Annotated in this window: 21 protein-coding genes and 1 pseudogene; 11 read left to right on the top strand and 11 right to left on the bottom strand. The window is 52.3% G+C overall.

Annotated elements, in window-relative coordinates; translation table 11 throughout:
• Positions 1-52: 52 nt before the first annotated feature.
• Positions 53-1,015 (bottom strand): D-2-hydroxyacid dehydrogenase, encoded by a 963-nt coding sequence (locus KNV97_RS20730; protein WP_218562678.1) that lies wholly within the window; start codon positions 1,013-1,015, stop codon positions 53-55.
• A 31-nt stretch (positions 1,016-1,046) separates the two neighbouring features.
• Positions 1,047-1,784 carry a pseudouridine synthase gene (locus KNV97_RS20725; protein ID WP_136485053.1) on the bottom strand — a complete coding sequence of 246 codons (738 nt, stop codon included), beginning with the start codon at positions 1,782-1,784 and terminating at the stop codon, positions 1,047-1,049.
• A gap of 296 nt (positions 1,785-2,080) precedes the next feature.
• Between KNV97_RS20725 and KNV97_RS20720 the strand changes: the two genes are divergently transcribed.
• The gene (locus tag KNV97_RS20720) at positions 2,081-3,355 is read left to right on the top strand and encodes an Nramp family divalent metal transporter (RefSeq protein WP_136485055.1); all 1,275 of its coding nucleotides are present in this window, start codon (positions 2,081-2,083) and stop codon (positions 3,353-3,355) included.
• 93 nt (positions 3,356-3,448) lie between these two features.
• Here the strand turns inward: KNV97_RS20720 and rapA are convergent, their stop codons facing one another.
• Positions 3,449-6,358, bottom strand: a complete 2,910-nt coding sequence (rapA, locus tag KNV97_RS20715; protein ID WP_218562677.1) for an RNA polymerase-associated protein RapA — start codon at positions 6,356-6,358, stop codon at positions 3,449-3,451.
• 464 nt (positions 6,359-6,822) lie between these two features.
• Between rapA and KNV97_RS20710 the strand changes: the two are divergent.
• The 5 genes and pseudogenes from KNV97_RS20710 (at position 6,823) to KNV97_RS20690 (ending at position 11,478) form a co-directional block, all read left to right on the top strand.
• Positions 6,823-8,200: pseudogene (locus KNV97_RS20710) on the top strand (PhoH family protein).
• Positions 8,201-8,316: 116 nt separating this feature from the next.
• Entirely contained in the window at positions 8,317-9,321 is a 1,005-nt protein-coding gene (locus KNV97_RS20705) for an ornithine carbamoyltransferase (protein WP_218562676.1), read from the top strand.
• A 229-nt stretch (positions 9,322-9,550) separates the two neighbouring features.
• The gene (pyrB, locus tag KNV97_RS20700) at positions 9,551-10,480 is read left to right on the top strand and encodes an aspartate carbamoyltransferase (protein WP_136485063.1); all 930 of its coding nucleotides are present in this window, start codon (positions 9,551-9,553) and stop codon (positions 10,478-10,480) included.
• 12 nt (positions 10,481-10,492) lie between these two features.
• Complete coding sequence (pyrI, locus tag KNV97_RS20695; protein ID WP_136485065.1) at positions 10,493-10,960, top strand: aspartate carbamoyltransferase regulatory subunit; 468 nt, start codon at positions 10,493-10,495, stop codon at positions 10,958-10,960.
• A gap of 128 nt (positions 10,961-11,088) precedes the next feature.
• On the top strand, positions 11,089-11,478 hold the full coding sequence (locus KNV97_RS20690; protein WP_136485067.1) for a RidA family protein: 390 nt from the start codon (positions 11,089-11,091) through the stop codon (positions 11,476-11,478).
• Between the two features lie 149 nt (positions 11,479-11,627).
• Here the strand turns inward: KNV97_RS20690 and KNV97_RS20685 are convergent, their stop codons facing one another.
• From KNV97_RS20685 to mlaF, 8 genes are all read right to left on the bottom strand, one after another.
• Complete coding sequence (locus tag KNV97_RS20685) at positions 11,628-12,371, bottom strand: 1-acylglycerol-3-phosphate O-acyltransferase (RefSeq protein WP_168797016.1); 744 nt, start codon at positions 12,369-12,371, stop codon at positions 11,628-11,630.
• 72 nt (positions 12,372-12,443) lie between these two features.
• Positions 12,444-13,709 carry a UDP-N-acetylglucosamine 1-carboxyvinyltransferase gene (murA, locus tag KNV97_RS20680; protein ID WP_218562675.1) on the bottom strand — a complete coding sequence of 422 codons (1,266 nt, stop codon included), beginning with the start codon at positions 13,707-13,709 and terminating at the stop codon, positions 12,444-12,446.
• A gap of 9 nt (positions 13,710-13,718) precedes the next feature.
• Positions 13,719-13,973: a BolA family iron metabolism protein IbaG gene (gene ibaG / locus KNV97_RS20675; protein WP_136485073.1), complete on the bottom strand. Its 255-nt coding sequence runs from the start codon at positions 13,971-13,973 to the stop codon at positions 13,719-13,721.
• Positions 13,966-14,295, bottom strand: coding sequence for an STAS domain-containing protein (locus KNV97_RS20670; protein WP_136485075.1), 330 nt, complete (start codon positions 14,293-14,295; stop codon positions 13,966-13,968). The genes ibaG and KNV97_RS20670 overlap by 8 nt, the downstream gene beginning before the upstream one ends.
• On the bottom strand, positions 14,292-14,948 hold the full coding sequence (gene mlaC / locus KNV97_RS20665; RefSeq protein WP_407701915.1) for a phospholipid-binding protein MlaC: 657 nt from the start codon (positions 14,946-14,948) through the stop codon (positions 14,292-14,294). The genes KNV97_RS20670 and mlaC overlap by 4 nt, the downstream gene beginning before the upstream one ends.
• 6 nt (positions 14,949-14,954) lie before the next feature.
• On the bottom strand, positions 14,955-15,443 hold the full coding sequence (gene mlaD / locus KNV97_RS20660; protein ID WP_136485077.1) for an outer membrane lipid asymmetry maintenance protein MlaD: 489 nt from the start codon (positions 15,441-15,443) through the stop codon (positions 14,955-14,957).
• Positions 15,444-15,445: 2 nt separating this feature from the next.
• The gene (gene mlaE, locus KNV97_RS20655; protein ID WP_136485079.1) at positions 15,446-16,237 is read right to left on the bottom strand and encodes a lipid asymmetry maintenance ABC transporter permease subunit MlaE; all 792 of its coding nucleotides are present in this window, start codon (positions 16,235-16,237) and stop codon (positions 15,446-15,448) included.
• Positions 16,227-17,030, bottom strand: coding sequence for a phospholipid ABC transporter ATP-binding protein MlaF (gene mlaF, locus KNV97_RS20650; RefSeq protein ID WP_136485081.1), 804 nt, complete (start codon positions 17,028-17,030; stop codon positions 16,227-16,229). Before mlaF ends, mlaE begins: the two co-directional genes overlap by 11 nt.
• A 343-nt stretch (positions 17,031-17,373) precedes the next feature.
• Here mlaF and KNV97_RS20645 point away from each other — a divergent pair, with 343 nt between their 5' ends.
• The 5 genes from KNV97_RS20645 to lptA are packed head-to-tail and all read left to right on the top strand — an operon-like array spanning position 17,374 to position 20,915.
• The gene (locus KNV97_RS20645) at positions 17,374-18,339 is read left to right on the top strand and encodes a calcium/sodium antiporter (RefSeq protein ID WP_136485084.1); all 966 of its coding nucleotides are present in this window, start codon (positions 17,374-17,376) and stop codon (positions 18,337-18,339) included.
• A 12-nt stretch (positions 18,340-18,351) separates the two neighbouring features.
• On the top strand, positions 18,352-19,326 hold the full coding sequence (kdsD, locus tag KNV97_RS20640; RefSeq protein WP_136485086.1) for an arabinose-5-phosphate isomerase KdsD: 975 nt from the start codon (positions 18,352-18,354) through the stop codon (positions 19,324-19,326).
• Positions 19,326-19,883: a 3-deoxy-manno-octulosonate-8-phosphatase KdsC gene (kdsC, locus tag KNV97_RS20635; RefSeq protein ID WP_136485088.1), complete on the top strand. Its 558-nt coding sequence runs from the start codon at positions 19,326-19,328 to the stop codon at positions 19,881-19,883. The genes kdsD and kdsC overlap by 1 nt, the downstream gene beginning before the upstream one ends.
• Positions 19,880-20,443: an LPS export ABC transporter periplasmic protein LptC gene (gene lptC / locus KNV97_RS20630; RefSeq protein ID WP_136485090.1), complete on the top strand. Its 564-nt coding sequence runs from the start codon at positions 19,880-19,882 to the stop codon at positions 20,441-20,443. Before kdsC ends, lptC begins: the two co-directional genes overlap by 4 nt.
• Positions 20,424-20,915 carry a lipopolysaccharide transport periplasmic protein LptA gene (gene lptA / locus KNV97_RS20625; protein WP_136485092.1) on the top strand — a complete coding sequence of 164 codons (492 nt, stop codon included), beginning with the start codon at positions 20,424-20,426 and terminating at the stop codon, positions 20,913-20,915. Before lptC ends, lptA begins: the two co-directional genes overlap by 20 nt.
• Positions 20,916-20,922: the final 7 nt, after the last annotated feature.

The raw sequence follows: 20,922 nt of genomic DNA, 5'->3' as shown, positions 1-20,922 counted from the left end.
TTTTTGTATCCGTTGCCCGGCTGGATGAACGCTTTACCGGCCCGGCTCACGCCTACACAATCCGGTTTTGCTGTTTACCGGCGGCGTATGCCTCAATATTGTCGATTAAGATGTTAGCCAGTTGCTGAATGGCAGAGTCACTGCCCCACGCGACGTGCGGCGTTAACAACAAATTCGGCAAATCCATATTGGCAATCAGCGGATTATTAATATCCGCCGGCTCCTGGGTAAATACATCGACCCCGGCCCCCGCAATGGTACGCTGCTTGAGCGCGTCCACCAGCGCGGTTTCATCCACCAGGCCGCCACGGCCGGTATTGATCAGGATTGCGGTCGGCTTCATACAGGTAAGCTCAGGCTGAGCAATCAAATTACGTGTCTGCTCGGTCAGCGGGCAGTGCAGCGATAACACATCCGCTTCGCGCAGCACCTGTTCAAACGGGGTATAACCGGCGCGGCATTCAGCCTGACCTTTATGTTCAGCAAACAGCACCTGCATCCCCAAAGCGCGCGCCAGAGCAGCAGTTGCCTGGCCGAGCGCGCCGCCACCAATCAGACCGAGCGTGCTACCGGCAATATCACCGATCGAGTGGGTAAAAAAACAGAACTGCTTGTTGCGCTGCCATTCACCGGCAGCGATATCATGGTGATAGCCCATCAGATTACGCCGCAGAGCAAACATCATCGCCACCACATGTTCCGGCACCGAACGGGTCGCATAACCCTGCACATTACACACCGCGATATTATGAATCCGGCAGTAATCAACATCGACATTATTAACGCCGGTGGCTGATACCGCGACCAGACGCAAATTCGGCAATTGAGCCAGGATCTCGGCACTGAGCACGACTTTGTTGGTAATGACGATTTCCGCATCCTGCAGGCGTTCAACCACTTGCTCTGGCGCTGTGGTATCGAACTCCTGCCAACGATGAGAAAAGGTCAGTGCCGGCAGGTGGATATGGCGCGGTATGGTGGCGCGGTCAAGGAATACAACAGTGGGTAACGACATAACTTCTCCTCGGTCTGCCCACTGTTCGCAGTTAAGGACGGGGCAGAGTTTTATAATCGGGTAATTTTCGCTCAGGATCGAAATGCTGCAATATCTGTTCTTGCGCTTCGGGATAGAAATCACACGCAACAAACAGCGAGCGTAGCCAATGACTACGAGGATGATAAAAGCTCAGCTCGGCTGCATGCAACTCCAAACGGTCAGTAAAGTCGATCGCCTCCTGCGGCGCATAGAATTCATCACCGACAATCGGATGGCCGATGGCCATCATATGAACCCGTAACTGGTGGGAACGACCGGTAACCGGAAACAGACGCACCACCGAGGTATGCGCCTCACGTTTAACCACCTGATATAAGGTTTTGGACGGCTTGCCCGTGTCATGACACACCATCTGTTTGGGCCGGTTCGGCCAGTCACAGATCAGGGGCAGATCAATCTCGCCCTCATCCTGTTGCACCTTGCCCCACACCCGGGCGTAGTAAATTTTATGGGTCAGACGATACTGAAACTGCTTTTTCAGGGCGGCTTCCATATATTTATCTTTGGCGAACAACATCAGGCCTGAAGTCGACATATCGAGACGATGCACCACCTGGATCTCGGGATACTGCTCCTGCAGGCGGCTCCACATACTGTCGTGGTGCTCGGCCAGCCGACCCGGGACGGAAAGCAGACCGGAAGGCTTGTTCACCGCCAGGATGTAATCATCTTCGAAAACCACGTCAATCCATGGATCGGTCGGTGGGTGGTACTCAGTCATCGCCATGTGCTATCTCGTTCCAACAGGTCAGTAAAAAATCGGCGCATTATAACCCTAACTGCCTGCGGGATGCAGCAGGCAAACCCTCTCTGCGCTGTTGACATGTGCCGTTTAAAACAACAATCGACAAAGGTCAAATAAGGACATGAAAAAAAGTTTTGGATAAATTGTAACTAAAAATTGACACGAATATTAACTGTGATATTGATGGTCAATATTGATAAAAAAATGAGCGCCGGCCCACGCAGGCAGGCGCCGCTTTTACTCGCACAACACAACATCAAAATTTGTAAGGAACAAGAATGGAAAATGCCGTCCCTTATCCATCGCAACAGCGGCTGTCATTATCCCAACTGGTGCGTTCACTGGGCCCGGGCATCATGATGGCTGCCGCTGCCGTGGGTGGTTCTCATCTGGTCGCTTCAACTAAAGCCGGAGCCATCTACGGCTGGCAACTGGCGATTCTGATTCTGCTGGTTAATCTGTTGAAATACCCATTTTTCCGCGCCGGCGTTCAGTACACCATGGGCACAGGTCAAAGCCTGGTCGAAGGCTACGCCAGACTAGGCAAACCTTATCTGTGGATTTTTGCCGTGCTGGCGGTGTTCTCCGGCATCGTCAATACCGCAGCCCTGCTGCTGTTCAGCGCCAGTCTGCTGAGCATCTTTGTGCCGTTTGAGCTGCCGCTGGCAGTATTAAGCGCGATAATCCTGGCCACTTGCCTGATTATTCTGTTTGCCGGTCATTACCGCGCTCTGGATACCTTATCGAAAGTCATCATGGCGGTGCTGACCATCGCGACCCTGCTGGCTGTGGCGATTGCCGCCTTTAACCCGGCGCCGGTCACCTCAGCAGTCACCGACGGCCCGTCACCATGGACTCTGGCCGCGATCGGCTTTCTGGTGGTGACCATGGGCTGGATGCCGGCTCCGATCGAGATCTCTTCACTGACTTCGGTGTGGCTCAAGAGCCAGTGCCGCCAGCAAAAAGTGACGGCACAGTCGGCACTGTTTGACTTCAACGTTGGTTACATCGGCACCGCGCTGCTGGCGATTGTATTCCTGGCGCTGGGCGCCTTGGTTATCCACGGCACTGGCGTTGAGCTGTCCAAATCCGGCATGGGCTTTTCGCACCAGCTGGTTGGCATGTACGCTTCGACAATTGGTGAATGGTCACGTTACCTGATTGCTGTGATTGCCTTCTTCTGTATTTTTGGCAGCACGATTACCGTGATTGACGGCTATTCGCGCGTGATCGCCGAATCTCAGCGCCTGCTCAAAGAGCAAAAACAACAAAGCCCGAAAGTGCTGCAAGGCTGGATTGTACTGGTCTCTGCAGCAGCACTGGCGATTGTCAGCTTCTTTACCTCTGCGCTGATGCCGATGCTCAATTTCGCCATGATCATGGCATTTATGACCACGCCGGTGTTTGCCCTGCTCAACTACACTCTGGTTACCCGTACTGAACTGCCGGACGAGCTCAAAGTCGGCCCGAAACTGAAAGCCCTGTCAATCATTGGCCTGGTTTACCTGTTCGGCTTCCTGGCCCTGTTTGTATGGTGGAAGTGGCTGATGTAAGCCGCTGCAGTACCTCAGCTGGTTTAGCACCGGATAACAGCGATAAAAAAGGCTTTCCCGCGGGAAAGCCTTTTTCGTTGCCGGCAGCAAACGTTAGTTGTGTGCTACCACAATCAGACGCAGTGAATCGAGTTGGTACTGCGCTTCACTGATGTAGCCGTTCAGGGCTACAATCTGCTGCTCCAGGGCTGCAATCTCTTCATCACGAATGTTCGGGTTGACCGCTTTCAGCGCCTGCAAACGCTCCAGTTCGCCGTTCAGGCTGTGCTGCATCTCCTGCTGGGCCTGAGTACGAATCGCCGCCACATGTTCAACCACCGGGATTTCACTGGCGCTGATCAGACGATGAATATCATTCTGTACCGAGCTGACCAGTTTACTCGCCAGATGACGGTTAACCGGGCTGAGCTGACGGTTGAACGATTCAAAATCCACCTGAGCCGACAAATCAGTGCCGCGCGAGTCCATCAGCATACGAATCGGTGTTTTCGGCAGAAAACGGCTGATCCCACTGCGTTTCGGTGCCTGGGCATCGACCACGTACACCAGCTCAATCAGAATAGTACCGACCGGCAGAGCTTTGTTTTTCAGCAGCGACACCGCCGACACACCGACACCTTCACTCATCAGCAGATCCATACCGCCCTGAATCATCGGGTGCTCCCAGCTGATCAGGTGCATGTCTTCACGCGATAGTGCGGTATCACGATCAAAGGTGATCGTGGCACCTTCATACGGCAGTCCCGGATAGCTTGGTACCATCATGTGCTCAGACGGCGTCACTACCAGTGCGTTCTCTCCGCGATCTTCCTGATTGAGGCCTACGGTATCAAACAGGCTCAGCGCGAAGGTCACCAGATTGGTGTCACCATCGGTCGCGGCAATCTGCTCGGCAATTTTCTGCGCCCGTTCACCACCGTTCGAGTGCATTTCCAGCAGGCGATCACGGCCCTGCTCGAGCTGGGCTTTGAGGGTTTTGTTCATCTGCGCGGATGCAGCCACAATCTCATCCAGGCCAGTCTCCTCACCGGAGGCCAGCAATGCAATCAGACGCTCAGCAAACTCATCATACACCGCACGGCCGGTCGGACAGGTTTCAGCAAAGGCATTCAGCCCTTCGTGATACCAGCGCGCCAGAATTGCCTGCGAGGTGCCTTTCAGGTACGGGACGTGAATATCGATATCCTGTTTCTGACCGATGCGGTCGAGACGACCGATGCGCTGCTCAAGCAAATCCGGGTTAAACGGCAGGTCAAACATCACCAGCTGGCTGGCAAACTGGAAGTTCCGTCCTTCAGAGCCGATTTCGCTGCAGATCAGCACCTGGGCGCCGCCCTCTTCCTGGGCAAAGTAAGCCGCCGCTTTATCACGCTCCAGAATTGACATACCTTCATGGAATACCGTGGCACGAATGCCTTCGCGCTCGCGCAGCGCCTGCTCCAGCTGCAACGCGGTGCTGGCGCGCGACGCGATCACCAGAATTTTATCGCTGCGCTTGGCTTTGATTTTCTCCAGCAGCCAGTTCACCCGTGAGTCAAACTGCCACCAGCTGGCATCATCGCCTTCAAATTCCTGGAAGATCTCTTCCGGATAAAGCATTTTCATCGCCCGCGCTTGCGGGCTCATCTTGCCGCCAATCATGCCCGCCACCCGCATCGACGTGGTGTACTGCTGCGGGATCTCCATCGGCATCAGATGGACATTACGTACCGGGAAACCTTTGATCGCGGCACGGGTGTTACGGAACAGCACGCGGCCGGTACCGTGACGATCCATCAGGTTATCAATCAGTTCCTGACGCGCTGCCGCTTGTTGTGCCTGGTCACTATCACTTTCCAGAATACGGAACAGCGGCTCGACATCCTGCTCGGACAGCAGCTCGGCGATCTGATTTTTAGCGTCATCCGCCAGCGCATGACCGCTGAACAGCGCGCTGACCGCATCCGCCACCGGTTCGTACTGCGCTTCTTCCTGCACAAAAGCTTCGTAGTCGTAGAAACGGTCAGAATCAAGCAGGCGCAAACGGGCAAAGTGACTTTCACGCCCCAGCTGTTCCGGTGTTGCCGTCAGCAGTAGTACACCCGGTGTACTTTCCGACAGCGCTTCAATCACCTGATATTCGCGGCTTGGATTATCGACACTCCACTCCAGGTGGTGCGCTTCGTCCACCACCAGCAGATCCCATTCCGCGTCCAGCGCCTGTTCAAAACGCTTGCGGCTTTTGCGCAGAAAATCGAGCGAACACAACACGAACTGCTGGGTCTCAAACGGGTTATCGGCTTCAGCAAAGGCTTCCACACAGCGCTCTTCGTCAAACACTGAAAAGTGCAAGTTAAAGCGGCGCAGCATCTCCACCAGCCACTGGTGCTGCAGGGTTTCCGGCACCACGATCAGAATGCGTTCCGCCCGGCCAGACAACACCTGCTGGTGAATGATCATACCGGCTTCGATGGTTTTACCCAGGCCCACTTCGTCCGCCAGCAAAACACGCGGCGCATGACGACGGCCCACTTCATGGGCAATATAGAGCTGATGCGGAATCAAACCAGCGCGCATACCACACAGGCCGCGCATCGGGCTTTTGTGTTGTTGGTACTGGTTATTCAGAGCGCGGTAACGCAGCACGAAATTGTCCATCCGGTCGATTTGGCCGGCAAACAATTTGTCCTGCGGTTTATTAAAGCGAATCTGGTTGCTAAGGAAGATCTCACGCAGCGCAACCCCCTCCTCACCACTGTCTTCGCGGGTACCGATATAAGTGAACACGCTGTTCTCTTCCAGCACCTGCTCCACTTTCAGCGACCAGCCTTCCTGACAGTCGATGACATCACCCACGTTAAAAGTCACTCGGGTGACCGGGGCATCATTACGCGCGTAAACACGGTTTTCTTCCGATGCTGCGAACATCAAAGTCACAGTACGGGCATCCAGAGCCACGACTGTACCTAAACCTAAATCGCTTTCCGTATCGCTAATCCAGCGCTGCCCCAAAGCAAAAGTCATGTATCGACTACCTCATCAATTTGGAATGGAATATATCTACTGACACTGCACCCACAGAAGGGAAACCCGACCACAAACCAGCACAGACACTGGGTTTAAAATCGTTTGGATAACATTATGGTGGTTCAAAAAGAGTGGTGCAGAAAAAGGTCGCTAATCTTACTTGATGGCGTGATAGAGGTCACGCGCAAACCCGGCTTTTTTTCGTCAAGATCTGTCTGACATCAAACTGTAAGAAACAAGTGGCATTTCTATTCAGCAAGGGTTGCTATACTCAGCGAGAAGGCGCACGACAGCCAGTAAAACTGGCACAAAGTCTGCAAGTTCAAACAGAGAGTATCAACACGGGTTTGCAGTCAGCCGTCAGGTGATCGAACACATACCCCTAAGCGTACGATCCCTGACAGGGCAATGAATGCAAACATCCATTGCTTAGCAAGCTACACAGTAGCAAGGAGACGCTTATGGGCGATACCGACCGGAAACTGTTTGTCCTGGATACCAATATCCTGCTTCATGAACCACTAGCCATTTACTCCTTCCAAGAACATGATGTGGTCATCCCAATGACCGTGCTCGAAGAACTCGACCGAATCAAAGACAGCAAACGCGATGTCGCGCGCGACGCACGCGTCGCCATCCGGGCGCTGGAAAACCTGTTCCACGACGCCACCCCGGATGAAATCACCGAAGGCATCCCGTTCACCACTCACACGAACGCGTCCGGCTCAATAGCCATCCTGGCCGATTATGACGTGCCGGAAACCGTGAAAGCCTTCACCGACAAGGAAGGCGACAATCGCATTCTTAACGCGGTGCTGCACCTGCAAAATAAACGTGCGCCGCGTGAAGTAGTGCTGGTCACGAAAGACATCAACATGCGCCTGCGCGCCAAAGGCGCCGGGGTACGCTTCGTCGATGATTACCGCAGCGACCAACTGATCGACGACGTACAGTACCTGACCAAAGGCTTCCAGACCCGGCCGGGTAATTTCTGGGACCAGGTCAGCAATGTCGACAGCTACACCCTGGAAGGCAAAACCTACCATAAACTCGACCGTGAACCATTTGAACCGACCTACATCAACCAGTATGTGCTGGATGAAGAGAGTGACTTTGCTGCCCGGGTTGAAGTCATCAATGAAGACAAAATTACCCTGCGCGATTTAAGCCGTGAGCGTATGCTGCATCGCAAAGCGTGGGACATTACCCCGAAAAATATTTATCAGGGTATGGCGATGGACGCCCTGCTTGACCGCGATATCGACCTGGTGATCCTGACCGGGGCAGCGGGGAGCGGTAAAACCCTGCTGGCGATGGCGGCAGCGCTGGAGCAGACCATTGAGAAGAAAATGTTCGATAAGATCATCGTAACCCGCAACACGCCCGACATCGGCGAATCCATCGGCTTTCTGCCCGGCAGCGAGGAAGAGAAAATGATGCCGTGGCTGGCCTCGGTCACCGATACCCTGGAAGCGTTGCACAAACATGACCACTGTACCGAGAGCTCGCTCAAGTACATCGTCGACAAAGCCAATATCCAGTTTAAATCGATTAACTTTATGCGCGGCCGCTCCATTCAGAATGCGTTCGTGCTGCTTGATGAATGCCAGAACTTAACTGCCTCGCAAATCAAAACCATCATTACCCGCTGTGGCGAAGGCACTAAGATCGTCTGCTCCGGTAACCTGGCGCAGATTGACTCCCCCTTATCTCACTCCGGTGACCTCCGGCCTGACTTATATGGTAGAGCGCTTCAAAAACTTTGAAGGCAGCGCTAACATCCACCTCAATGGCGTGGTTCGCAGCCGTCTGGCCGAATTCGCCGAAGAGAATTTATAATCACATCTGGCGAGATATCTCGAATATCTCGCCATTTATTTAAAATAATTATTCACTTTAACCGCATTAGTATGTTTTACTAGCCAGACTCAATTGTTATTGCTAAGGACTGAGATATGGCTTTCAATTTACGTAACCGCAATTTTCTCAAACTGCTCGACTTCACGCCGAAGGAAATTCAATTTTTACTCGACCTGGCGGCGGATCTGAAACGTGCTAAATACACAGGTTCAGAACAGAAAAAGCTGGTGGGAAAAAACATCGCGCTTATCTTTGAAAAGTCGTCAACCCGTACCCGTTGTGCGTTTGAAGTGGCCGCATTTGACCAGGGTGCGCAAGTCAGCTATCTCGGCCCGTCCGGCTCGCAAATCGGCCATAAAGAATCAATGAAAGACACCGCTCGGGTGTTGGGTCGTATGTATGACGGCATCGAATACCGTGGTTATGGTCAGGCGATCGTTGAAGAGCTGGCGCAATACGCCGGTGTTCCGGTCTGGAACGGCCTGACTGACGAGTTCCATCCGACCCAGATCCTGGCCGATTTTCTCACCATGCAAGAACACGGTGACGGCAAACCACTCCATCAGCTGAGCTTTGCTTACCTGGGTGATGCCCGTAATAACATGGGCAATTCCCTGCTGGTCGGCGCAGCGAAAATGGGCATGGATATTCGTCTGGTTGCACCAAAAGCGTACTGGCCGGAAGCTGAACTGGTGCAAACCTGCCAGCAAATCGCCGAGCAAACCGGTGCCAGCATCACGCTGACCGAAGATGTCAATGAAGGTGTCAACGGAGTGGATTTCCTCTACACCGATGTATGGGTATCAATGGGCGAAGCTCCGCAAGCCTGGGATGAGCGGGTTGCGCTGATGAAACCGTACCAGGTTAACATGGCCGTAGTGGAAGCCACCGGCAATCCGCAGGTCAAATTCATGCACTGCCTGCCAGCTTTCCACAACGACGAAACCACCGTCGGTAAAGAAGTGGCGCAGAAATACGGCATGAAAGGACTGGAAGTCACCGAAGAGGTATTTGAGTCTGACCACTCGATCGTGTTCGATGAAGCAGAAAACCGCATGCACACTATCAAAGCGATTATGGTCGCGACCCTCGGCAGCTGATTATCCTTGCGCTCACACAAACTAGGCGTATAATTCCGAGCAATTTGTCTGAGGGGTAGCCAGTGAAACTGAATCAGGTTCTAGATACTGCAAGCACGTTTGGTAAGCGACTATGCTTACAGGGCCTGCTATTTTTTGCTCCTCACCAATGATTTTAAAGCCTCCCAGATCGGGGGGCTTTTTTATGGCTAAAAGCTTTGTATTGCTACATATTAAAGGGAAGAAGATCATGGCGAATTCGCTTTATCAAAAGCACATCATCTCCATTTCTGAGCTGTCTCGTGAAGAGCTGGAACTGATTGTCAAAACCGCGGGCCAGCTGAAAGCGCAGCCAAATCCGGAATTGATTAAGAACAAAGTGGTCGCGAGTTGTTTCTTTGAACCATCAACCCGTACCCGCCTGTCGTTTGAAACGGCGATTCAGCGTATCGGCGGCAGTGTGATCGGTTTTGATAACGGCGGTAACACTTCTCTGGCTAAAAAAGGCGAAACCCTGGCTGACTCGGTGCAGGTTATCTCTTCTTACGTGGATGCGTTTGTTATGCGCCACCCGCAGGAAGGTGCGGCGCGTCTGGCGTCTGAATTCTCCAACGGTGTGCCGGTCATCAATGCCGGTGACGGTTCTAACCAGCATCCGAGCCAGACCTTGCTCGATCTGTTCTCGTTGTATGAAACCCAGGGCCGCCTGGATAACCTCAACGTGGCTTTTGTCGGTGACCTCAAATATGGCCGTACGGTGCACTCGCTGACTCAGGCGCTGGCGAAGTTCAATAACAACCGCTTCTTCTTCATCGCGCCGGAAGCACTGGCGATGCCGGACTACATCTGTGAAGATCTTGACGACGCCGGGATTGAATACAGCCTGCACAATGATATGGAAAGCGTGATTGCTGAACTTGATATTCTGTACATGACCCGGGTGCAGAAAGAGCGTTTTGACGAATCGGAATACGCACATATCAAATCGGCTTACGTGCTGACTGCCGATCACCTGAAGGACGCACGTCCCAATATGAAAGTGCTGCACCCGCTGCCACGCGTGGACGAGATCACCACAGATGTCGATAAGACTCCGCACGCGTACTTCTTCCAGCAGGCAGAAAACGGTGTGTACGCTCGTGAAGCCCTGCTTGCCCTTGTCCTGAATGAATCACTGTAACCGGAGTCTGTTATGAGTAAAGAAACCAAACTGCAAGTCGAAGCGATTAAAAACGGCACAGTGATCGACCACATTCCGGCCAAAGTCGGCATCAAGGTGCTGCGCCTGTTTGATATGCACAACTCCAGTCAGCGTGTCACGATCGGCCTGAATCTGCCCTCTTCGGCTCTGGGCCATAAAGATCTGCTCAAAATAGAGAACGTGTTCATCAGTGAAGAGCAGGCCAACAAACTGGCGCTGTATGCGCCACACGCGACCGTGAACCAGATTGAAGATTATCAGGTGGTGAAGAAGCTTGAACTGGTGCTGCCTGAGCGTATCAACGATGTTTTCGCCTGTCCGAACAGCAACTGCATTTCACACAATGAACCGGTGGAAAGCAGCTTCCGCATTTTCGAAAAAAACCACGATATCCGCCTTAAGTGTAAGTACTGCGAAAAAGTATTCTCACGCGAAATCGTGACTGAACGCGAAGCCTGATGAGGTCATTTTCAGTGATCGGATACGACGGCCAGTCGCACGGAATGGGTGACTGGCTCTTTACCTCTCAGGCAAGAACAGGCACACTAATCGTCCCGCTTTTTGCTTAAACAATGGAATAAACAAGCATGACTAAAGTTCTGCATACTGAGTCTGCACCAGCAGCAATCGGCCCGTACATTCAGGGCGTAGACCTAGGTAACATGGTTCTGACTTCAGGTCAGATCCCGGTAAACCCGGCAACAGGTGAAGTTCCGGCTGATATCGCCGCGCAAGCTCGCCAGTCACTGGAAAACGTGAAAGCTGTGGTTGAGTCTTCAGGCCTGACTGTTGGCGACATCGTCAAACTGACCGTGTTTGTCAAAGACCTCAACGATTTTGGCACAGTGAACGAAGTGTACGGCAAGTTCTTTGATGAGCACCAGGTTGCTCATTACCCTGCTCGCTCTTGTGTGGAAGTTGCTCGTCTGCCAAAAGATGTTGGCATCGAAATCGAAGCGATTGCAGTACGTAAATAGATTCCCGTACGCAAGTAAACTGCAGTACACAAATAAACTGCAGTGCGCCAATCATCCGTGACCGGATCAAAAAGGTTGCTCTCTGAGCAACCTTTTTTATCGCTGACGATCCACTCCTGCTGCTATTGAGGCAGTGCTGAGCTTGAGCCTTAGCTGTTGGATGTCACCTTGTGGCTGTTCAGCAGCTCAACTTCTTCATCCAGCTCCTGCAGCTTAGCTTTCATGTCGTGGTAACACTGCTTAGTCAGTTCACGCACGTGCTCTTTGCCCAGGCCTTCCGTGCTGACCGGTGGCAGCATCTCAACAATGATATGACCATTGTTCCAGCGGTTAATACGCAGTTTATCGGTTGAGCTGCACACGATAGGAATAATCGGCACACCGGCGCCGATCGCCGCGTGGAATGCACCGGCTTTAAACGGCAGCAAGCCACGACCGCGCGAACGGGTCCCTTCCGGGAACATCCATACCGACACATCGCTGTTTTTCATGCTGTCGACAACCTGATCGATCGTGCCTTTCGCCTTAGTCTTATTGGCACGGTCAATCAGAATATTACCGGTCAGCCAGTAAAGCTGACCGAACAACGGCATCCACGCCAGGCTCTTTTTACCGACCGTCACCACTTTTGGCGTCACTGCCGAAGAAACCGTAACCAGATCCCAGTTGTTCTGGTGGTTGGCAATGTAAATCGCCTGGCCGCGGTTATAAGCATTGTCCGGAATGCGCAGCTCCAGTTTAATGCCGAACACTTTCGACATCGCACCGAACATACGTCCAAACGTGAACACGTGCTTCGGGTTACGCGGACTGAGCAGACAGTAGCCACAACCAAACACAAACATTACGACGGCAAACATCACCACCGCAATAATACGCAATAAAGCAATCATCCAGATTCTCCAAAGGAGCTCGAATAAAAAAGCCGAAACCCACGGATTTCGGCCCATAAACAAAACAGCAGTTTAACTCGACTCGCTGAAGCGCTCAATGTTGGCGCCCAGTGCCGATAGCTTGTCTTCAATCTTTTCGTAACCGCGATCGATATGATAAATCCGGTCAACGATGGTTTCACCCTTGGCAATGCAGCCGGCAATCACCAGACTGGCCGATGCACGCAGGTCGGTCGCCATCACCTGAGCGCCGCTCAGAGACGTGACATCACCACAGATCACAGTATTCCCTTCGATCTCTGCTTTAGCGCCCATACGCATCAGTTCAGGCACATGCATAAAACGGTTTTCAAAGATGGTTTCAGTGATCACGCCGCCACCTTTCGCCATCATATTAAGCAGAGTGAACTGAGCCTGCATGTCGGTCGGAAAACCCGGATGCGGTGCGGTACGAATCGTCACAGCTTTCAGATCGCGGCCGGTCATATCCAGGCTGATCCAGTCATCACCGGTTTCAATCAGTGCGCCGGCATCTTCCAGCTTAGCCAGTACCGCTTCGAGCAATTTTGCGTTGGTGTTACGACACACAATCTTGCCATTTGATACGGCCGCGGCAACCAGGAAAGTACCGGTTTCAATGCGGTCAGCCACCACCGAATGTTTACCGCCACCCAGACGTTCCACGCCTTCAATGGTGATGGTATCGCTGCCGGCACCACTGATTTTGGCCCCCAGTTGATTGAGGAACATCGCGGTATCGACGATTTCCGGCTCACGCGCGGCGTTATCCAGCACGGTTTTGCCTTCTGCCAGTGTCGCAGCACACATAATTGTAATGGTGGCACCGACGCTGACTTTATCCATCACGATGTGAGCGCCTTGCAGGCGGCCATCGACACTGGCTTTGACGTAACCGTCTTCCAGAGTAATGGTCGCACCCAGTTGCTCCAGGCCATGGATGTGCAGGTCGACCGGACGTGCGCCAATCGCACAGCCGCCCGGCAGAGACACCTGACCCTGGCCAAAACGCGCCACCAGCGGACCCAGAGCCCAGATAGAAGCACGCATGGTTTTCACCAGGTCATACGGCGCGCAGTACTGGTCAATCTGGCTTGGGTCGACATGCACTGAACCGTTGCGTTCAACTTTGGCCCCCAGGCGCTTAAGCAGCTCCATCGTGGTGTCAATATCACGCAGATGCGGAACGTTGGCGACCTCGACCGGCTCAGAAGCCAGAATCGAAGCAAATAAAATAGGCAGTGCAGCATTCTTTGCACCAGAGATGGTCACTTCGCCCTGCAGGGGCTTATCTGACCCGATAACTCGAAACTTATCCATTCACAAACCTTAAAGCGACATCAACTTCTTATCGCGAGCCCACTCATCTGGCGTGAACGCTTTAATCGAAACGGCGTGAATGTCGTTGCGCTGGATGTACTCCATTAACGGAGCGTAAATCATCTGCTGTTTCTTCACACGGCTCATACCTTCAAATGCAGCATCCACAGCCAGCACTTCATAGTGGCTGCCTTCACCTTTGACGTGAATCTCTTGAAGTTCGAGTGCTTGTTCTAATATCTGTTGTACTTGTGCGCTATCCACAATTCACCCCGGCTGGTTGTTCTAAGTGCTGAGCCATCATGGTTTCGATGTTGCTCAGTTGAAACAGTGTGCGCAGTTGTTCTGGCACGAAACTGAGCATTATATGACAGTTTTGTTTTTTTGCATGCTCTATTAAATGAATTAACATTACCATCCCTGCTGAGTCGACTCGTGATACATCACGCAAAGAGAGGGTACAACGCGCACTTTGTGGTTGCCATTGCTGTAAAATCACCCACAAAGACGGGACTTTGTCCCGGTCCAGCGCGCCATTCAGAGCACACTGCTCGGGGCTGAGGACTTGCCATTGCGGATGGCTCATTCGGATTTACTCTCAAAACGGATCGGTTGCTGCGCCTGTTTTTCCAGCTCTTTGGCCACCGCCAGAATACCTTCCTGACGAATTTTCGTGTTCCACTCTGATTGCTTACTCGACAACAGACTGATGCCTTCCGCAACCATGTCAAAAGCACGCCATTCACCGGATTTCTCTTTGCGCAGTTTGAACTCAAGATTGATGTTCGGACGCGGCGCATCAATGATATCAACTTTCACACTGGTGATGCGGCGGTCATCTTCGACTGGCAGTTCCGGCGCAAATTCAAGGGTCTGATCCGTGTACTGGGTCAGCACCTGAGCGTAGTTAGTGATCAAATAAGCGCGGAAGGCCTGAATAAACTCACCCACCTCTTCGCGTTTCGCGCCGCGCAGGTTAGAGCCCAGCAGTTTCAGAGCTGCGTATTGATCATTGACATACGGCATCAGTTCTTCTTCAACGATCACTTTAAGATAGTTCGGATCCTGATGGATTTTTGGCTGTTCCGCTTTAAGGCGGTCAAACGCCTGCTGAGCGACCTGTTTCATCATCTGATACGGGTTGGTCTGATCAACGTCCTGCGCCGCACTTGCCGACCAAGAGACCAGAACACTGAGCAGCAGGACAAAATAACGCTTCCACAGCATAGATTTAGTCATCATAGATTACTCACTTTTCTCATCGTCAGATCCACCTACGCTGTAGAGGAACTGACCAATCAAATCTTCCAGAACCAGGGCTGATTTGGTGTCTTCAATCCGATCACCCTCTTTCAGCATCTGTTCATCTTCAAATACAAAGCCCGGGATCAGGCTGATGTACTGCTCGCCAATCAGACCTGAGGTCAGAATTTGCAGGCTGGACGTATCCGGGAACTGACTGTAACGGCTGTCGATAGACAGGGTCACGGTTGGCAGCAGTCGCTCTTTATCGAGCGAAATGTCTTCCACCCGGCCAACCACTACGCCACCCACTTTCACAGGCGAGCGCACTTTCAGACTGCCAATATTGTCAAATTCCGCTTTGAGCGTGTAAGTATCCCCAGAGCCCAGACTTTTCACGTCAGCGACTTGAAAAATCATTACCAGAATTGCGCAAATTCCTGCCAGCACAAAACTGCCTACCCAAAATTCTAGTTTACGTGTTTGTTGCATGATTAATTCCCAAACATCAGTGCGGTCAGTACAAAGTCGAGGCCCAATACAGCCAGTGACGAATGCACTACGGTTCGTGTTGTTGCACGGCTGATGCCTTCAGACGTCGGAATCGCATCATAGCCATTAAAAAGAGCAATCCAGGTGACAGTAATGGCAAACACCACACATTTAATCACACTGTTGCCAATATCTTGTCCCAGCTCCACCGAGGCCTGCATCGCGGACCAGAAACTGCCGTGGTCAATGCCTTTCCAGTCGACACCGACCAACTGCCCGCCCCAGATACCGACCGCCATAAAGATCATCGCCAGCAGCGGCATAGAAATGAGTCCGGCCCACAGGCGTGGCGCAATGACACGCTTGAGCGGATCAACCGCCATCATTTCCAGACTGGACAGCTGCTCAGTGGCTTTCATCAGGCCAATCTCTGCCGTCAGCGCCGAACCGGCACGACCGGCAAACAGCAAGGCGGTCACCACCGGGCCCAGTTCACGCAGCAGCGACAATGCCACCATTTGCCCCAGGCTGGTTTCTGCGCCGTAATCGACCAGAATGACGTACCCCTGCAAGCTGAGCACCATGCCGATAAACAGGCCGGAAACGATAATGATCGCCAGCGACTGAACGCCGACACTGTAGAGTTGCTTGATCAGCAGCGGCAGATTTTTCAGTGGCCGCGGACGACCGGCTAAGGCGCCGAATAACATCAGACTGGCCCGGCCGAACGCTTCACACACGGCAAAATAACGTCGGCCCAGGCCACTGATACCGTGTTTTAAATTATCCAACATGGAACAGATCCTTTTCTATCGGCCGCGCCGGGAAGCGAAACGGTACCGGACCATCAGCATTGCCTTGCAAAAACTGCTGCACGCGCGGATCCTCGTTACGACGCAATTCCTCTGGCGTGCCATACGCAATCACTTTACCGTCAGCGAGTAAATAGACCCAGTCGGCAATACTCATTACCTCCGGCACATCGTGCGACACCACGACAGACGTCACACCCAGCGCCTGATTGAGATTACGAATCAGCTCAACCAGCACACCCATGGTAATCGGATCCTGCCCGACAAACGGTTCATCAAACATGATCAGTTCAGGATCGAGCGCAATAGAGCGCGCCAGCGCAGCACGGCGGGCCATACCACCCGACAACTCGCTGGGCATCAGCTGGGCTGCGCCACGCAGGCCGACCGCTTCCAGCTTAAGCAGCACCAGGGTTTTGATCAGCGATTCATCAAGCTGAGTATGCTCGCGCAGCGGAAACGCCACGTTGTCAAACACATTAAGATCGGTGAACAGGGCTCCGGACTGGAACAGCATGCTCATTTTTTTGCGGATTTTGTATAATTTACTGCGGCTGAGGGCGGGAATGTTCTGGCCGTCAAACCAGATTTCGCCTTTTTCGGGCAGTAACTGGCCGCCAATCAAACGTAACAGGGTGGTTTTTCCGATACCAGAAGGCCCCATAATGGCGGTCACTTTCCCCTTCGGAACCTGCAAGCTGATGTCATCAAAAATCACGCGCTCCGCACGGGAGAAGGTCAGATTTTTGATGGTGATTAATTCGGTTTCAGACATACTCACAATTCGCTGTTGTCGGATTTCCTGCTAAGAATGGGCAATCATAAGCACATTACTGCGAAATTAAAAGCACCGTTCAATTACATTTAACCGACAATTAGCAATTCACGCCCCATTCGGCCTGCAGTTCTGGTTTGCTGATAATATCATCAAATCAATACCCACCGACATCCGCTTGTGATGATGAAAACAGCAAAACATGCGATCAGTAACAGCGCATCATCACCACACAGAACCACGAAAATGCGACAATAAATTGTATCTTCGACTTCCCTTTTAATGACCAACACGTCAAAATTAGCGGTTACTCGTTCAGTTATTCATAAAGTTAGGAATTGTCATGCTCGAAGCCATTGCGTTTCTTATTGTAGGTCTCATTTTGCTCGTCTGGAGTGCCGATAAACTGGTTTTCGGTTCTGCCGCCCTGGCGCGCAACGTAGGCATTTCACCGCTGGTGATCGGTATGACCATTCTGGCTATGGGCTCTTCGGCTCCGGAAATGATGGTGTCCGCCACGGCTGCGCTGGAAGGCAAAACCGATACCGCAGTCGGTAACGTGCTGGGCTCGAACATCGCCAACATCGCGCTGATTCTTGGTATTACCGCCCTGATCAAACCGCTGTCGATCAGCTCAACCGTGATTCGTCGTGAACTGCCGCTGATGCTTGGTGTCACTTTATTAGCCGGCGCACTGTTGTGGGATAACCAACTGGGCTTTTACGAAGGCGTCCTGCTGTTCGTCCTGTTTGCACTGTTTATTCTGGCGATGCTGAAAATCAGCCGTAGTGAGCAGAGCAATGGCGATGCCCTGCTCGAAGAGCACGAATCAGAGATCCCGCAAGGGGTAAGTAATATGAAAGCGGGCATGTGGGTGGTGATTGGCCTGATTTTACTGCCGATTGCCGCGAGTATGCTGGTCGATAATTCCGTGGTGATTGCTAAATACTTCGGTATGAGCGATCTGGTGATCGGCCTGACCATTATTGCGATTGGGACCAGCCTGCCAGAGCTGGCGGCTTCTCTGGCAGGGGTTCTGAAAGGTGAAGATGACATGGCAGTCGGTAATATTATCGGCTCCAACGTTTTTAATATTCTGGCGGTCATGGGCCTGCCGGGCATTCTCAACCCTTCCGTGCTGAGTGAGCACGCAATGGGGCGCGATTTCTGGGTGATGCTGGCGGTCTCGGTCCTGCTGCTGATGATGGCGCTGGGTAAATCACGCAGCATCAACCGCATTGAAGGCACTATCCTGTTCGTTGCCTTTTTGGCATATCAGATTTACCTGTTCATGAATATGACCGCTTAACGGGAGTGTAGGATGTCGGATAACTTTGACTACCGCAGTGTTGCCAACCAGGTGCTGGCAACGGAGATCGAAGCACTACAACAACTGGACCAATATTTTAACCATGACTTCTGCCGTGCCTGTGAGATGATTCTGGCGAATAAAAGCGGTAAAGTCGTGGTGATGGGCATCGGCAAGTCCGGCCACATCGGCCGTAAAATGGCGGCCACCTTCGCCAGCACAGGCACCTCATCCTTCTTTGTTCACCCCGGCGAAGCCTCACATGGCGACCTGGGTATGATTGAGAGCGGCGATATTGTCCTGGCCATTTCCAACTCCGGTGAGTCGTCCGAAATTCTCGCTCTGTTCCCGGTTTTAAAGCGCCTCAATAATCGTATCATCAGTATGACGGGTAATCCGCAATCGAATATGGCTAAACTGGCCGATATTCACCTGCAGATGACGGTACCGAAAGAAGCGTGTCCACTCGGCCTGGCGCCGACCTCAAGCACCACCGCCACGCTGGTGATGGGAGATGCGATGGCGGTTGCTCTGCTGCAGGCGCGCGGCTTTACCGCCGAAGACTTTGCTTTATCGCATCCAGGGGGCGCTCTGGGGCGTAAACTGCTGATGAAGCTGAGCGATATCATGCATTCGGGTGACGCTTTACCCAAGGTTCAGCCGAATGCGCTGGTACGTGATGCCCTGCTCGAAATCAGTCACAAAGGGCTCGGGATGACCGCAGTGGTCGAGGGTGATGATCAGCTGGTCGGCATATTCACTGATGGTGACCTACGTCGTATCCTGGACAAACGCATCGATATTCACAGCGCGACAATCAGCGAAGTGATGACCCGTCACCCGACCGTCGCCTCACCGAATCTTCTGGCCGTAGAAGGACTCAACCTGATGCAGGACAAGCGCATTAACGGCCTGATGCTGGTCGAAAACGGCCAGGTGGTCGGTGCTTTGAATATGCACGACTTATTAAAAGCAGGAGTGATGTAATGAGCCAGATGGTCGAAACTCTGTACGGCGAGGTCGCTGCTGATATTCTGGCTACCGCCGGGCAGATAAAACTGCTGATTTGTGATGTAGACGGCGTGTTCTCTGACGGGCTTATCTACATGGGCAATCAGGGCGAAGAGCTGAAAACATTTCATACCCGCGACGGATATGGCGTAAAATCACTGATGAATGCCGGCATTGAGATAGCCATTATCACCGGACGACGTTCGCAAATCGTCGAAAACCGGATGCAGGCGCTGGGCATTTCTTTGATCTACCAAGGTCAGGACGACAAGGTCAAAGCCTATCAGGATATTTGCGAAAAATTGGCGATCGACCCAAAGCATACCGGTTACATTGGTGATGATTTGATCGACTGGCCGGTGATGGAAAAAGTCGCCCTCAAAGTGTGTGTGGCTGACGGCCATCCTCTGCTGGCCAAGCGGGCCAATTACGTGACCCGCATCAAAGGCGGACACGGCGCAGTACGCGAAGTGTGTGATTTAATTTTACAAGCACGGAATGAGCTCGACGTACATAAAGGCCTGAGTATATGAGTTTTTCTCGTATCCTTTACGCGATACTTCTCTTTATTGCTTCCTGGTCAGCCTATTACCTGCTGGACAAAAAGCAAAACAGCGCTATTCAGGTGGCTCCTAATTATGAGTTGCCGATGTTTAGTGGTAAAAATCTGGATAACGTCTCGTATAATCAGCAAGGCGTGCGGAACTATGTTATTACTTCACAGCATCTGGATTACTACGCGAAAAGTGGCAACACCACTTTCGAATATCCGGTACTGAAAGTCTATCAGCAAGGGGTTACCCAGGAGTGGCAGGTCACCGCCAATCGCGGCATTCTGACCAAAGACCATGTGCTGATTTTGTATGACAACGTGATGGCAAACAACTTACTGGCGGGCTCTGCCTTTGACGAACTGTCAACGGCCAAGCTGAGTATTCAGCTCGATAACCGCGATTTTTGGGCCGACAGCGAAGTTAAAATGAACGGCCCGCAGTTTGAAACTCGCGGACAGGCGATGAAAGGAAATTTCTCCGAACACTCGGCTGTTCTGTATAACCATGTGCAAGGTAGATATGAAATTCTCACACCTTAGTTTGATTGCTTGCCTGCTGGCGTCCGGCCAGGCACTGGCTCTGACCACCGATTCTAAGCAACCGGTTTACATCGATTCAGACAGTCAGCAACTGGACATGAAAAGCAACCGCGTGACCTTTTTGGGTGATGTAAAACTCAAGCAGGGCAGCATCAACATTAACGCCGATAAACTGGTTGTGGTACGCGATGCCAAATCCGGCCAGATTGAAACCATCGAAGGTTATGGCAACCTGGCGACTTTTTCCCAGTTGACGGATGAGGGTAAGACTCTGTACGGTGAAGCGAAAGAGTTGCATTACAAGATGTCCGAAGACGAACTGACCATGATTGAAAAAGCGATGCTGGCTCAGGATGACAGTGAAATCCGCGGTAAAAAAATCCGCTACAAAATTTCGTCGCAGAAGTTGATTGCAGATGGTGAAGGCAACGGACGTGTCTCGACCGTACTGCAGCCTCAAGCGGCCCAATAAGAACGAC

Source organism: Vibrio ostreae (genome assembly GCF_019226825.1).
GTDB classification, from domain to species: domain Bacteria; phylum Pseudomonadota; class Gammaproteobacteria; order Enterobacterales; family Vibrionaceae; genus Vibrio; species Vibrio ostreae.
The sequence above is the reverse complement of the archived record's forward strand: the minus strand, read 5'-3'. Positions and strand labels throughout refer to the sequence as shown.

What these genes read in the sequence shown, in the direction of transcription:
- KNV97_RS20730 (WP_218562678.1), bottom strand. Translation starts at nt 1,015, where the DNA reads ATGTCGTTACCCACTGTTGTATTCCTTGACCGCGCCACCATACCGCGC.
- KNV97_RS20725 (WP_136485053.1), bottom strand. Translation starts at nt 1,784, where the DNA reads ATGGCGATGACTGAGTACCACCCACCGACCGATCCATGGATTGACGTG.
- KNV97_RS20720 (WP_136485055.1), top strand. Translation starts at nt 2,081, where the DNA reads ATGGAAAATGCCGTCCCTTATCCATCGCAACAGCGGCTGTCATTATCC.
- rapA (WP_218562677.1), bottom strand. Translation starts at nt 6,358, where the DNA reads ATGACTTTTGCTTTGGGGCAGCGCTGGATTAGCGATACGGAAAGCGAT.
- KNV97_RS20705 (WP_218562676.1), top strand. Translation starts at nt 8,317, where the DNA reads ATGGCTTTCAATTTACGTAACCGCAATTTTCTCAAACTGCTCGACTTC.
- pyrB (WP_136485063.1), top strand. Translation starts at nt 9,551, where the DNA reads ATGGCGAATTCGCTTTATCAAAAGCACATCATCTCCATTTCTGAGCTG.
- pyrI (WP_136485065.1), top strand. Translation starts at nt 10,493, where the DNA reads ATGAGTAAAGAAACCAAACTGCAAGTCGAAGCGATTAAAAACGGCACA.
- KNV97_RS20690 (WP_136485067.1), top strand. Translation starts at nt 11,089, where the DNA reads ATGACTAAAGTTCTGCATACTGAGTCTGCACCAGCAGCAATCGGCCCG.
- KNV97_RS20685 (WP_168797016.1), bottom strand. Translation starts at nt 12,371, where the DNA reads ATGATTGCTTTATTGCGTATTATTGCGGTGGTGATGTTTGCCGTCGTA.
- murA (WP_218562675.1), bottom strand. Translation starts at nt 13,709, where the DNA reads ATGGATAAGTTTCGAGTTATCGGGTCAGATAAGCCCCTGCAGGGCGAA.
- KNV97_RS20670 (WP_136485075.1), bottom strand. Translation starts at nt 14,295, where the DNA reads ATGAGCCATCCGCAATGGCAAGTCCTCAGCCCCGAGCAGTGTGCTCTG.
- mlaC (WP_407701915.1), bottom strand. Translation starts at nt 14,948, where the DNA reads ATGACTAAATCTATGCTGTGGAAGCGTTATTTTGTCCTGCTGCTCAGT.
- mlaD (WP_136485077.1), bottom strand. Translation starts at nt 15,443, where the DNA reads ATGCAACAAACACGTAAACTAGAATTTTGGGTAGGCAGTTTTGTGCTG.
- mlaE (WP_136485079.1), bottom strand. Translation starts at nt 16,237, where the DNA reads ATGTTGGATAATTTAAAACACGGTATCAGTGGCCTGGGCCGACGTTAT.
- mlaF (WP_136485081.1), bottom strand. Translation starts at nt 17,030, where the DNA reads ATGTCTGAAACCGAATTAATCACCATCAAAAATCTGACCTTCTCCCGT.
- KNV97_RS20645 (WP_136485084.1), top strand. Translation starts at nt 17,374, where the DNA reads ATGCTCGAAGCCATTGCGTTTCTTATTGTAGGTCTCATTTTGCTCGTC.
- kdsD (WP_136485086.1), top strand. Translation starts at nt 18,352, where the DNA reads ATGTCGGATAACTTTGACTACCGCAGTGTTGCCAACCAGGTGCTGGCA.
- kdsC (WP_136485088.1), top strand. Translation starts at nt 19,326, where the DNA reads ATGAGCCAGATGGTCGAAACTCTGTACGGCGAGGTCGCTGCTGATATT.
- lptC (WP_136485090.1), top strand. Translation starts at nt 19,880, where the DNA reads ATGAGTTTTTCTCGTATCCTTTACGCGATACTTCTCTTTATTGCTTCC.
- lptA (WP_136485092.1), top strand. Translation starts at nt 20,424, where the DNA reads ATGAAATTCTCACACCTTAGTTTGATTGCTTGCCTGCTGGCGTCCGGC.